13 protein-coding genes are annotated in these 13,115 nt (G+C 51.5%); 3 read left to right on the top strand and 10 right to left on the bottom strand.

Going from position 1 to position 13,115, the window contains the following annotated elements:
* The first annotated feature begins 87 nt into the window (after nucleotides 1-87).
* Nucleotides 88-1,326: an NAD(P)/FAD-dependent oxidoreductase gene (locus AC50Y5_RS26030; protein ID WP_494864174.1), complete on the top strand. Its 1,239-nt coding sequence runs from the start codon at nucleotides 88-90 to the stop codon at nucleotides 1,324-1,326.
* A 120-nt stretch (nucleotides 1,327-1,446) separates the two neighbouring features.
* Here AC50Y5_RS26030 and AC50Y5_RS26025 read toward each other — a convergent pair whose 3' ends face one another.
* On the bottom strand, nucleotides 1,447-1,986 hold the full coding sequence (locus AC50Y5_RS26025) for a general stress protein (RefSeq protein WP_056037122.1): 540 nt from the start codon (nucleotides 1,984-1,986) through the stop codon (nucleotides 1,447-1,449).
* A 204-nt stretch (nucleotides 1,987-2,190) separates the two neighbouring features.
* Here AC50Y5_RS26025 and AC50Y5_RS26020 point away from each other — a divergent pair, with 204 nt between their 5' ends.
* A complete protein-coding gene (locus AC50Y5_RS26020; RefSeq protein WP_056037123.1) occupies nucleotides 2,191-3,420 on the top strand; it encodes a magnesium transporter CorA family protein in 1,230 nt (409 codons plus the stop codon).
* A gap of 110 nt (nucleotides 3,421-3,530) precedes the next feature.
* Here AC50Y5_RS26020 and AC50Y5_RS26015 read toward each other — a convergent pair whose 3' ends face one another.
* On the bottom strand, nucleotides 3,531-4,511 hold the full coding sequence (locus AC50Y5_RS26015) for a Gfo/Idh/MocA family protein (RefSeq protein WP_056037126.1): 981 nt from the start codon (nucleotides 4,509-4,511) through the stop codon (nucleotides 3,531-3,533).
* Nucleotides 4,512-4,729: 218 nt separating this feature from the next.
* Here AC50Y5_RS26015 and AC50Y5_RS26010 point away from each other — a divergent pair, with 218 nt between their 5' ends.
* Complete coding sequence (locus AC50Y5_RS26010) at nucleotides 4,730-5,548, top strand: lipase family protein (protein ID WP_056037129.1); 819 nt, start codon at nucleotides 4,730-4,732, stop codon at nucleotides 5,546-5,548.
* Between the two features lie 71 nt (nucleotides 5,549-5,619).
* Here the strand turns inward: AC50Y5_RS26010 and trhA are convergent, their stop codons facing one another.
* From trhA to efeO, 8 genes are all read right to left on the bottom strand, one after another.
* On the bottom strand, nucleotides 5,620-6,264 hold the full coding sequence (gene trhA / locus AC50Y5_RS26005; RefSeq protein ID WP_056037132.1) for a PAQR family membrane homeostasis protein TrhA: 645 nt from the start codon (nucleotides 6,262-6,264) through the stop codon (nucleotides 5,620-5,622).
* Nucleotides 6,265-6,327: 63 nt separating this feature from the next.
* Entirely contained in the window at nucleotides 6,328-7,029 is a 702-nt protein-coding gene (locus AC50Y5_RS26000; RefSeq protein WP_494864173.1) for a hypothetical protein, read from the bottom strand.
* A 279-nt stretch (nucleotides 7,030-7,308) separates the two neighbouring features.
* Nucleotides 7,309-7,509, bottom strand: a complete 201-nt coding sequence (locus tag AC50Y5_RS25995) for a hypothetical protein (RefSeq protein ID WP_046229059.1) — start codon at nucleotides 7,507-7,509, stop codon at nucleotides 7,309-7,311.
* A gap of 17 nt (nucleotides 7,510-7,526) precedes the next feature.
* Entirely contained in the window at nucleotides 7,527-8,453 is a 927-nt protein-coding gene (locus AC50Y5_RS25990; RefSeq protein WP_056037137.1) for a TRM11 family SAM-dependent methyltransferase, read from the bottom strand.
* Nucleotides 8,453-8,791 carry a LapA family protein gene (locus AC50Y5_RS25985; RefSeq protein WP_063892588.1) on the bottom strand — a complete coding sequence of 113 codons (339 nt, stop codon included), beginning with the start codon at nucleotides 8,789-8,791 and terminating at the stop codon, nucleotides 8,453-8,455. The genes AC50Y5_RS25990 and AC50Y5_RS25985 overlap by 1 nt, the downstream gene beginning before the upstream one ends.
* 145 nt (nucleotides 8,792-8,936) lie before the next feature.
* The gene (locus AC50Y5_RS25980; protein ID WP_494864172.1) at nucleotides 8,937-10,721 is read right to left on the bottom strand and encodes an FTR1 family iron permease; all 1,785 of its coding nucleotides are present in this window, start codon (nucleotides 10,719-10,721) and stop codon (nucleotides 8,937-8,939) included.
* A 22-nt stretch (nucleotides 10,722-10,743) separates the two neighbouring features.
* A complete protein-coding gene (efeB, locus tag AC50Y5_RS25975; protein ID WP_494864171.1) occupies nucleotides 10,744-12,072 on the bottom strand; it encodes an iron uptake transporter deferrochelatase/peroxidase subunit in 1,329 nt (442 codons plus the stop codon).
* Nucleotides 12,073-12,076: 4 nt separating this feature from the next.
* Complete coding sequence (gene efeO / locus AC50Y5_RS25970) at nucleotides 12,077-12,982, bottom strand: iron uptake system protein EfeO (protein WP_056037142.1); 906 nt, start codon at nucleotides 12,980-12,982, stop codon at nucleotides 12,077-12,079.
* Nucleotides 12,983-13,115: the final 133 nt, after the last annotated feature.

Genomic DNA, 13,115 nt, shown 5'->3' with positions numbered 1-13,115 from the left:
CATATTAGTGGTACAACAATTGATTAGATGTGTAATGGTTACTAAGAAACACCTTTTAAATCAACATGAACAGGAGCTGTGCCTCAGATGAAGGAGCTGCATACAGGCAGTCTGTTTTGGCCTACTACCTTAAATTCCCCGGCAGAATATCCGAGTATTACCTCGAACAAAAAAGTGAAGGTTGCCATTGTCGGCGGCGGTATGTCGGGTACCATTTGTGGCTATATTTTGGCGAAAAGCGGCATTGAAGCAGCGATGCTCGAACGGGAAAGCGTAGCTGGCGGCAGTACGTCGGCCAACACGGGCTTGCTCCAGTTTTCCAATGATATTATGCTGTGGGAGCTCGCTGACCAAATCGGCGAATACGATGCCGTTCGGTTCTATCGCGGCTGTCTGGATGCCGTGCGGCAGCTGGGAGAAGTTGCGGCGCAGCTCCCCGTAGATGTCGGCTTCATTCCAAGAAGAAGCCTATACTATGCGACCTCTGAGCAGGAGTTGCCAATGCTGCGGAAGGAGTATGAGATGCTGCTCAAGCATGGCTTCGATGTCAGCTTCTTGGAAGCGGACGATATTTCCCGGCAGTTTCCTTTCCGCAAACCGGGCGCCATTGTGGCGCAGGGGGATGCCGAGGTTAATCCTTTCCAGTTCGTGCAGGGTGTCTCTGCCGCTGCAGTGGAAGCCGGGCTGCAAATTTATGAGCATACCGACATCGTAAAGCATGAGCAGTCCGCTGAAGGCAGACAGCTGCTGCGTACTGCAGGCGGCTGGGAAATCGAGGCGGAGCATGTGATTTTCGCTATTGGCTATGAGCCTGAGGAGCTGCGCGGCCAGCTCGTTAAAGCCAACATTAACCGTTCCTTTGCCGCCGTTACCGTCGTTCAGGACGACGCGAAGCTGCGGGCCAATTGGCCGGGCCAATGCCTCATTTGGGAAACGGCGCGCCCCTTTTTATACTTGCGCACGACGGTGGATGGCCGTATCGTCGTTGGCGGACTGGACGAAATGACAGAAGCGCCGATTGAGAGCGAGAAGCTAAGGCGCAAGCGAACCGATAAGCTGCTGGAAAAAATAACGGCATTGTTTCCGATGCTGGATCAGCCGCTGGAATTTGAATGGAGCGCCACATTCGGCGAATCCCGTGATAATTTGCCCTTTATCGGAGCAGACCCAAAAATGCCCGGCGTCTATTATTGCCTAGGCTATGGCGGCAATGGCACCGTCTACAGCATGATGGCTGCCTATATGCTGCGGGACATGATTAATGGCGAGGCGCATCCGCTCGCCAGCATCGTGCGCCTTGACCGTCCTTCCTTATTAAAGGTTTAAGCAGGCTTGCATCACGGCCATATAGTGTGCTTATATACACCACTATATAGAAAAGAAGGGCTCCGCCGATCGGCGGAGCCCTTCTTTTCTATATGACATAAACTTTATTTGATATATCCACTAAATATCAGCTATATGCACAGCGCCTTGGCTGCGAAATACAGATTCCGCTATTGAAAGCCGCGCCAGCTTCGGTCCGCCCTCTTTGTCCATCATCGTATGGCTCTCATCCGTCTCCACGACGACGATGATGCTCCCGGCACGAATCGCTTCCCGGCTTTCATCCTCGGCTTTATCCAGTCCGAGCGCTCTGAGCGCGTGATTAATGCCATCGTCATCTGAAATAAAATTAGTCGCCAGCAAACCATCCGTTGTCATTGGCACCGCACTCCAACCGCCAGCTCCGGTCATGCCAGTCGTAGGCATCACAGCGGCAGCAGCAATCGTCGTCCCCTCATTCATCCCTCGGCTTCCATTCGTGCGCGCCAGTTCCATGACCTCATCGGCATGAATATCGGTTTCCGCTTCAATTCGGCGGGAATGCTCGCTATCCTTAGCAATAATTTGAAGCTCTCCCGGCACGAATCCGGCTTGCTCCAATGCGGCAACCGTATCAATCACTTCTTGCTCCGTCTTGAAAATCCCCAGCTTCTTAGCCATTAGAATCTCCTCCTAAACCTGATTGTGATTACAAAAGCCTGCTGATTTCGGCAAATGATGTGTACGCCATTTTTCAGCTGGCTTCATCCGAGCGCTCTTAGAATAGTTATACCCTCAGCGGCAATGAATCAATCGCAATGTTGCAGATTCGCCGCCCGGTTGTTGTACAACAAACACTTTCAAGGTATGATGGAGGGAAGTGAAATGGAAATCGGACAAGCAGGGGGCAAGGCGATGATTCATCGAGTGCTTCGCTATCCCGCGCAGTGGGATTGGCAAATGCTGCAGCTCGAAAGGCAGCATGCGGAGATCGGGCAGAAACTGCCCAAACGCAAGGACAACAGAAAAAATAATGAAAGCTTCCTTGCTGCGCGGCCATACCCTGTTCAGGCGGGCAGCGGTGCCGATTCGCAAAAGCTGGAGGCGAAGCTGCTGCTTCCTGAATGCGCCTCCTGGCTTGAGGAATGCGACGGACGGACGACGAATCAAATTACGGTTGCCCCAGCAACAGAGCGCGGCCCGCTTGTGCATGGCACACTGATGATCCAGATTTCGGATGTGCATACGGATATACAGCCGTTCCACTTCTGGGTATCAGGCAAGCGGCTTGTGACGATGCATGAGGATATGCGTCTAGCTATACGCTTTCAGGCAGATGATGTAACGAGCAGGCTTGAAACATGTGACACCGCTCCGGAAGCCTTGTTGGTTATGCTCGGCGTTATATTAGGCCCCTTCCACGAAGGACTGGACGGCTTTGAGAACCGGCTTGGCGATCTTGAAAATAATATGCGCAGCGCCAATCGTACCGGCCTGATGGACACCATCATTGAAAGGCGATATGACTTGCTGCATTGGAGCCATCTCTTTACGCCTGTTCGCGAGCTTCACGGCTCGGTGAAGGAAGCTTTTCTCGACGGAATTATGGAAAGCGAAGCCTACAAGCGCATTACTCATAAGCTGGAACGAATTGATACGCTGCTCAAGCATTATTCGCTTGAGATTGATACACTCATTTCAATGGACGATGCGATCTCCAACTTCCGTGGCAATGATATTATGAAGACGCTGACGATTTTCACCGTGATTTTCACTCCAGCAACGGTCATTTCTGCCCTTTGGGGTGTGAATTTGGAGCCGCTGCCTTGGGACAAAACCTGGTGGGGCTTTACGATTCTTTGCGCCTTCATAATCGGCATTACCGTACTCATTTACGTCTGGCTGTGGAAGAAAGGCTGGACAGGCGATATGCTGATTGGCCGCGGCGGCTCTGGCAAGCTGGCTGCCACTCGTTCTGACCGCCACAGCCGCAAGAAGTACAAGGAAACGCTTGCGGATGAAGACAGCGGGCAGCGCCCATCGTCTGCCAAGACGGCCTCACAGGAGCAGGCTCCGTCAGCAGCGAAGCCATTGACACGTTCACGCCGACTATAGCTGAACATGATTTATTATGAAACAAGCCCCTCCATTGCTCGCTATTTCAGCGAATATGGAGGGGCTTTATTATATTTTAGAGCATAACTTCATTCCTTCAGCTAAGCGGCTTATAAGTACGAAGGCAAACGAACCGGAAGGCCCGATTTCGCCGATTGGTTAGCCGCAACTGTAATTTCCTGCGTCCGCAACGCATCCGCATAGGTCGAACGAATGAGCGAAGTGTCGCCGGTGCGAACGGCATGCAGAAAAGCCTCATTTTCAAGCTGATAAGGATCGCGCTTGTTAACGTACTCCGTTTTGCGGCTGGCTTCGATGTCAATGAGCCCATGATGCCCAAGCTCCAATACCCCTTTATCCGTATAAATGTGCAGTCCGGCACGATCCCCTGCGCTAAGGGCACAGGTATTGCTGATGGAAGCTACTGCGCCGCTCGCCAGCTTGAAGGTAGCCGTTCCAATATCGGGAACCTCAACGCCTTCTTCCTTGCCTGCCATAATCCGGTCGCCATATGCGGCATAAACCTCCGTCACATCCCCGAGCAAATAACGCAGCAAATCGACAATATGCGTCGTCTGCTCGACAAACTGTCCGCCAGAGCCTTCCATTTTTCTCCACCAGCCGACACCCGGCATACCGCCCATCCAGTTCCCAATCGCCATAGCAGCCAGCCTGTCCGCCAGCAGCTCTTTCGCTTTATCCGTGCCATCCATATAGCGGAAATGATAGCCGACTGATGTAATCAGGCCGCTAGCCTGAACAGCTTGTCCGATAGCTGCCGGAGTCTCGATATCAACACCAAGCGGTTTTTCGACAAGAAACGGAATTTCGCGCTTTACCAGTTCGTTTTCAATCTCGCCATGGGCAAACGGCGGAACACAAATATAGACCGCATCCAGCTTCCGGTCATCGAGCATATCGGAAACGTTTTCATAACCGCGTGCATCTGTAAACGGCTTAGCCGCATCGTCTGCCTTCTGCTTGCTTGTAGCCACTAATGCTGCTACGTTGACCCCTTCCATACGCGCCAGTTTTTCAGCATGCATCTTTCCAAACCAACCTGTACCGATAACACCAATCTGCAAAGTCATGTGCAAGCTCCCCTCGTAAAACTTTTTCCTGTTATTATAACGGTGCAAGCTCGCCTACGTCCATTGTTACTTTGCCAAATTTATTTGCCAGTGCTTGGACCAAGCGGTTGCGGAGTCGCCCAGCCTATCATATGCTACAACATCAGCTGCCCACTTGCAGGCGGCATTTAGGCAGAAACTTCTTGCGCTGAGACGCAATATGGAGCGGAGGTCGGTCAATGGCAACTTTGAAAAAAAACAACAACCGGGAGTCGCAGCAGCTGGACACTCGGACGGCTTTATTTTTGGCTGCGGTATGCGGTCAAACGTATTTGCAATTTACGAATCCAAGCGGGCTGTTTCTCGTGCCGCGCAATTATACGCTGGTCGGGACGTTCAATGCCCGAGCCTACGACCAGACGGAGGAAGCGTTCGGCTTCCTGCTGATGTCGGAGCAGTCCTCCGTGCTCGCATTCCGCGGCTCAGGCTCCGCCGTCGATTGGGTATCGGATTTTATCGCCCAGCAAACGCCCTATCGTCCAGTGAAAAATGGCGGTTATACGCATAAAGGCTTCACCGATATTTATATGTCTGCGCGCGATCAAATATTGGCGCTTATCGAGCAGCTGCCCGCAGATAAGCCTCTGTTTATAACGGGGCATAGTTTAGGCGGCGCTTTGGCAACGCTTGCAGCTGCCGATATAGCCGCGAATACTGAAATAAAATCGCCGATCGTTTATACGTTTGGGGCACCGCGGGTCGGCGATCCTAAATTTGTGCGCAATTATAACAATCTTGTCGGCACTCATTGGCGTTTTCAAAACGAATATGATATCGTTCCCCATCTCCCAACCCTTGTGTATCAATCGCCACAAACGAAAAAAACGTATTATTACTTGCATGTAAAGGGCGAGGTCAAGCGCTCGTTCAGGCTCGGCTCGGTTGCCGCCAACCATGTGCTTCCGAGCTATTTTAACGATCTGTATGTAGAGGAACCTATTTTCGCACTGGCCATTTGTTCAGAGCCACCCGGCTGGTGCCCGCTGCTTACGCAGTAGAATAAGCACAAAGAAGCTTGGCAGCAGGCAGATGCAAACGCATCCGTCTATTGCCAAGCTTCTTTGAACGTTTAGGACGGCAGCATATAAAGCAGAATGGCAAAGAAATGCAGCACGGACCCGCCAAGCACGAACATATGCCATACCGCATGATGATAAGGAAATGCCCGCCACATATAAAATACGGTTCCCACCGTATAGAGCAGCCCGCCTGTAATGAGCAGCTGCAGGCCGCCAGGCGCCAAATGGCTCGTAAGCGGCTTCCAGGCGAAAACGATCAGCCAGCCCATGGCCAAATACACAATCGTCGAGGTAAATAAAAACTTTGAGGCAAAAAAAGCTTTAAATACGACACCAACAAGGGCGAAGCCCCAAACGATGCCGAATAGAACCCATCCTAACGTCCCTTGGACAATATGCAGCAAAATGGGCGTATACGTCCCGGCAATAAATACATAAATAAAGGAATGGTCCAGCGATTCAAAAACACGCTTCGCCTTGCCCTCTGGAAAACTGTGCACCAAGGTCGATGCGGCATAAAGCAGCAGCATCGCTGTTCCATAAATCGTAAAGCTGACTACATGAGAAGCTGTCCCCTTCTCCACTGCAAATACGATTAAAATAACGAGTGCAGCAACGCTAAGTGCAGCTCCAATGCCATGTGTGATGGCATTGGCTATTTCCTCGCGTCTGGAATACGTATGCGTGTTTGCCATTGCTATGGCACCTCCGTTTCAACCACTGAAAATCGCAAGCCCTACTACTTACAGTGTAGAACATCAGTGCCAGTCTTTCAACCATAGCCGCAAGCGGTCGATCGTTTTATCGAGGTTGCAGATCGCATCTTGATCCCGGAACGCCTCCTGATGGCGGAAATAATGAGCATGCCCGCCGATGACGTGTATCGGCTCAACCTTGCCAGGCGCATGCTTCATTCGCTGCCATTGCGGCACTCCTGAAGCGCTTCGCTCCCAGCCGCCCCAACTGCCGATGCGGCTTACGGGATCATTAAGCTTGCCTGCCTCGTTTACGGCATACAAATAACACACTTTATCTTTAAGCTGCGGCGCAATATGATTGCGCGGCGAGCCGACCTGTACGACGCGGAAATTGCTCATGAGATTGCGCTCCATGAGCATTTTCGCCGCCTGATAAGCTGCCGCTCCACCGCCGCTATGCCCGATGAACAAGGACGGCTCATCAGCGCTCAGCAGCTTCTCCTTCACTTGACGGTAGGCAATTTGCCCACCGATGCGTCCAGCTGCAATAAAGCTGGTCAAATCGCTGCCCACCTCAAGCACCTGACGAAATAGACTGCGGCTATTGTCGCCATAAGGATGCAAAATATGAATGCGCGGCTCAACGCCCGATTCGCGAAATAATTGATCAAGCTTGTCCCGGCAAGCGTTAAAGGCACTTTTCGTCGTAGCCACACCCGCCAGCAAAAATATGTTAACGGCTCCTCCACCTGCTGCCAGCATGCTTCTCCCTCCATCGCAAAGAAATATGGTATAGGTACATTATGCGGGAAGAAGCTGCGATTCATTCCTGCACGGGCCACTTAAAAATGGATGTATTTCAAGCGTAAACGGCTGAAGCCGCCCTCTGGCGGCAAAGCTACTGTTTCGCGTAGAAATATAGAGAAAGGATGGGAAAATCATATACTTTCCTATATTTAAAAATAAGCCTCCCGCTACGCTGCATTCCCAGCATAGCAAAAGGCTATTCAGACGATGAGGCATCACCCAGCTGAAAGCTGACTACACGCCCATCTTTTTGCGTTGATTGTTGACCTTCTTCGTGTTCTGGCTCTTCATTTGCTGCGTGTTTGTTGAAAAGCCGCCTTGTGCGAAGCCATCCGCTTTGCCTTGCTTCTTCTGAGCCAGCAATTGCTTGGCTTTCTCCGCTTGAGTCAGCTTCTTAGGCTGCTCCTGTACTTCCTTGTTCTCCACGTCCGACATATTATCACCTCGCTTTATTATTTAACCAGCGTAATAAATCTTGTAAAAGCGCCCTTATGCAGTTCGCAGCGATCTACCGAGCTAAAGCCGGAGGCTGAAAGCTGCGTTTCAATCGGCTCCGTCGTCACAATGACTGCAAGGTCAGCAAGCCGTCTTACACTTTCCAGCATATCAAGCTGCTCGCCAATCGGCAAGACCGAACATAAATTATATGGCAGATCTACGATTGCCGCATCATAATGCCCCTCCAGCTCACGCATATCGCCCAGTGAAACAAGCTCCTTACTATAGCCAAAATGAGCAAGATTGACCCGGGCCCCCCGCACCGCAAGGGGATTGCGATCCACGCCACGAATCGCAATGCCCATCGACAGCGCTTCAATCAGCACGGTGCCCATGCCGCAGCATGGATCGATCATACTCAACACCTCGCCATTCGGCCCTGCGGCAATGTTAACTACCGCCCGAGCCACTCTTGTGCCAAGTGCTGTTGAATAATTTTGCGGCTTCTGCCGATGGGCGAGCCAGACTGCGCTCGCTTCCTCACAGTCGCCAAACCAATAACGCTGCTGCCAAAAGGTAATGCCCAGCAGACGCTCTGGCCGCCGCATGTCCGCGACGCCAATTAGTGATGCACCGACGGAACGCTCTAGTCCGCGCTGCTCTTCATAGCTGTATGGAGCATCCGCCACTGTGCAAAGCACCTTGAATGTCGCTCCATTCAAATCGACAAGCGGCAGCTGCTCTAGAAGCTCCGGCAAACTTGCTCCTGAAAGGGCAAGCTCAACGCGTCGCTTCAGAAACGGACTGCGGCTTGGATGAACGCGATGCTCGCTCACGACAAAGCCATCGCTAAGCGGAGCATCCAGCAAGCGGCTAAGCTCCAGACGGCATAGCTCCAATTCCTCTTCATGACAGCTGTAGCTGTATAAATAACGAGCCATTAATGATCTACGGACGTCCGCGCCTGAGGAGCAGCAATCTCATCGATGCTGAATGGCTTGAGCTCCGGCTTTGCCTTTTTTTCCACCTCAGCTGTTAATTCATTCACCTGTTTATTCAGCAGCTTAACCTGGCGCTGCAAACGGAATACACGCACCATTCCAAATAATCCAATCACTAATCCGCCAAGGAGCGTCGAAGCGAGAATGACGAGGATGAGCGGAATTTGAGTCTGCGCAAACATAAAATTAACTTGCACCGAATTGACATTTATTACGGCAAACAACGCAATAACGAATGCAAACAGCAGTGCGGATATAAGCATCGTTTGAGCCTTCATCGTTTTCTCCACCTTTATCTGGGTTGTTATTAGTTTATCATATTCCCTATTAAACCAATAGTCATGACGCCAAACAGCAAGCGGATGCCCGCCACAAAGGCAAGCATCCGCTTTAGATTGTTCGCAAAATAGTTATAATGGCTAACTAAGCTTTTCTTCTCACCTGCTGCCACACGAACATAACGATAATGACCAGCAATACCGCAAGCTGCGTAAGCGCCGTCTCCAGCGTCGGATAAAAACCAAGGAAACCAATAGCAGGCAGCTCGCTTACCGCATGTGTAGGCAGCCAGGCAGCGACCTGCAGCGAGTGAATGCTTTCTCCCATAAAACGGAACACCAAATAATAAATGAGCACCGATGCCACAATGAAAAAGGGGCGAATGGGCAGCTTCGTGCTGAAGCGAATTATGACGAAAGCAATCGCCACGAGCAGCAGAAACGTTACGCCGATCCCTAAAATCATTTGTAATGGATCAATGGAAGGTGCCATGCCGACATAAAAAATCGTCGTCTCCGCCCCTTCCCGCATAATGGCAAGCGCCGATACAGCGAACAGGGACCACAGACTGCCGCGCGCAATGGCACTGCCCATCTTGTTGTCAATATAGCTGTTCCAGCTGCGCAAATTCGCTTTGCTGTGCAGCCAATTACCGACCGTGATCATCAAGATAACGGAAACAAGACCGGCGATGCCCTCAATCGCTTCTCGCGCGCTGCCAGCCGCCGCCTGAGCAATGGCATAGGTGAGCAGCACAGCCATAACAGCGCTCAGCAGCAGGCCGACCCAGACGCCGGACCATACCCAGACGCGCTTCGACTCATTGCCCGATTTTTTCAAATAAGCCAGCAGGGCCGCAAGCACGAGAATCGCCTCAAGCCCCTCGCGGAGCAAAATCATTCCAGCGTCCCAAGCAGTATAACGCGTTTCCTCCACCATCGGAGCGAGTATTTCTCTGATTTCGGCAATTACCGCTTGGGCTTTATCTGGTACTGGCGGATTGGAGAGCAAATAGCCCGATACCGCCGTCATTTTAATTTCGATTTTCGTATAAGCATCAGCAGAGCGAATTTGCACCTGCCCCTCGACCGAAGGCCATTTTGAAATGAAGGCTTGCATTTGGCCATCGGCCTCATTCAAATTGCCTGCGGCTATGTCTTTTGCCGCTTTATCAACGATCGCAATCAGGTCAGCAATACCCAGCTTTTCCGCAGGTGCAGAGGCTGCATCGATTTTGCCAGCAATGTAGTCATTAATCAGTTGAATCATCGCATTCGTTTCCGTCTCGGCTTGCTCCGCACGCGGCGGCTCGGCCTGAAGCGCAATTCGGATCATGCTCATGGCCGTCTCCAGCTTGCCGTAAACGGTGAAGTTTTCCGAGCGAATCGCAGGTTCAATCGTCAGCCAATTATCGTTAATCGTCTTATAATTCGCGCTCGCCTTCACCCATTGCTCCCCTTGAATTTCGATCAGCAGCTTCGTTGCCATAGGCAGAAGCTGCTTCGCGGCTTCCTTGCCGGTCAGCTTAGCTTGATCGTCCTTCTGGACGCTTTTCACATATTTATTAATCGCTTTCGCCAGCTCGGATAAGGAAGCTTTGGCTTCATCCGGCTTGTTGTCTGCCTCATCCAACAGCACGATCGCATGAGCCAGCGCGGAATCGACATCGGCTGATAAATCTGATTTTTTCACGTTTAGCTGCTTCCAACGTTCATTTGCTTCTTTTATATGACCGGATGCCTGCTCCCAGTCGCTCTGGCTTGCCGCCGCAAGCGCTCCGCCAACGAGCGGAAGCAGCTTATCCAAATCGCTGGACGTTTCTGCAAAAGCTGGCCTTACGCCGATCGCTCCTAAAGCTATCGACGCCAAAATGACGATAATGCCCAGCCACTTCCAGCCTATGCTGTAACGGCTTCTACCTAAAACCATATGCCGCTTCCCCTCTCTCCCGCTACAATAACGTCTCTCCAATATAGCCGCCCTCGCTAACGCCAGGGAAACAAGCAAACACGGCGCTGCCCGTATGCACGATATATTCATTCAGCTTGTCCATGCGGCTGAGCTTCGTCTGCATCGGGATAAACTGCTTGCTCGTATCGCGGTTATAGCAAATGAACAGCAGCCCCGCATCCAGCTGACCGGTCCGATTGTCCAGACCGCTGGAGTAGGAGTAGGAGCGGCGCAATATTTTCAAAGAGCCGTCCCCTCTAGCAAGTGCCAGATGCGAGTTAGCTGGAATGACCGGCTTGCCGCTCTCATCCTTTTTGTTAACATCAACGGTGTCAAACTCCTTCAGGCTGCCAATTGGAGCACCGCTCTCCCGGTGTCGTCCGAAGGTTGCCTCTTGGTCAGACAGCGTTGAGCGATCCCACACCTCTACTCGCATGCGGATTCTTCTGACGACCATATAGCTTCCGCCCGCCATCCACGGCACGCCGTCATCAGCCGAAGCCCAGACGACTTGCTTCATCTGTGCCTCATCGCTCGTATCCGGGTTCGCGGTACCATCCTTGAAGCCCATTAAATTGCGTGGTGTCGCGCCCTGCTTATCGGCGCCAGAGGTGCGTTGAAACCCTTCTGCCGTCCAGCGCAGCACCGCCTTGCCCCGTGCGATACGCGTCAAATTGCGAATGGCATGGAAAGCGACCTGCATATCATTCGCGCACACCTGCACGCCAATATCGCCACCGCACCATTCAGGCTGCAGCTCATCGCCGCCAAATGCCGGAAGGTCCTCAAGCGACGATGGCTTCTTGCCTGACAGCCCGAAGCGTCCATCAAAAAAGCTCGGCCCAACACCGAACGTAATCGTTGTTTTGGAAGGCGACAGGCCTGCGGCTTCGCCCGTATCAGATGGCGGCAGATTCAGATTGTTATTGTCCGTGCCAATCATCGTTCCTTGCGTCATCGCAGCCGATGCGGCTGTCCATGCTTGAAACAATGTACGCACATCATCTATTGAAGCTGCCGTCAGATCAAAAGCGGCAAATAATATAAAATCCTGTGACGGCGTCGCAATGCCTGCCTGATGAGCGCCATAAAACGGCAGCACATCTCCACTTGCTCCCGCTTCGGCCCCTGTCGTCGTTGCGACGGACAGGCTTTTGCTCGCTGCCTGCATGATGCCGCCTACGCCAGTCGCACCGACCAGCAAACCAGCCCCACCAACGCCCATGAGCCGCAGTAAATCCCTGCGGCTCATCGGTTTTTCCAGCACGCTGTCGCCAGCCTGCTTCTGATTATGCTTCTGTTGGTCATCGTTGTTAGTAGTAGAACTCATAACATTAAGCCCCCAAAATTTTGCCCATTTGTGAAAGCGGTTCTGCCAAAGCGTCGAGCAGCTGGCTCAGCTTCTTCGTATCTTCTTCTTTCAAATCCAGATAAGATTTATAGCCATCGCCATCTTTATAAACAGCAAGCGCATCATCAAGATTTTTGAAGCTTGTGCCAATCAACGTTTCCAGCGCGGCGTCATGCTTGTTCAGCTGCGGCTGAAGCAGCTCATAAATTTTCTCTGCCCCTTCCACGTTCGCAACAAAATCATACAAGTCCGTATGCGAATAACGCTCTTCCTCGCCGGTTACTTTAGAGGAGGATACTTCGTTCAGCAGCTCAACAGCTCCCGTAACGAGCAGGCTTGGCTCGATTTCAACCGTCTCCATCAAAGCGCGAAGCAGCTTGATATCCTCAAGCAGCGTGTCGGCATAACCTTCAGCGCCTTTTGTCGTATTTTCTTCCCATAAAATTTTCTCGATACGGTGGAAGCCTCTCCATTCCTTCTCATCGACATCATTTTCACGGGCATCAATATGCGGGTCAAAATCGCCCAGAGCTTCAGCAATTGGCTCGATTCTTTCATAATACATTCTCGATGGCGCATACAGCTGCTTCGCCGCCCTGATATCGCCCGCTTTAACGGCATTGACGAATTTTTCAGTTTCAATAACGAGCGAATCCGCCTCTTTAATCGTAAAGGCGCGATATTCATCAAGAACAGGCTGCCATTCCTCTTCCGTGGCAGGCGCTACTGTAGCAGCTGGAGATTCCGACGCTGCCGGCGATTCTGCAGCTGTATTCGTTGCTGCTGCCCCATTGTCTGTTTTTGTATTGGTAGCGGTATCAGATCCGCAAGCCGAAAGAATTAATAAACTTGCACAAGATAATGAAATTGCGAGTAACTTCCAGTTCATTCGAAATATCCCCTTTTAATGATCCACGTCGTGTGAATTTATTCTATTGCGAAGTATATTCCTATTGAGAATCATTGTCAATTATATTTTTATGGCAATGATGGCACTTAGCTTTTCCGCTTTTCTAAGCAAG

Source organism: Paenibacillus sp. JT22N7 (assembly GCF_059383875.1).
This window is presented reverse-complemented; position numbering and strand designations above follow the sequence as displayed.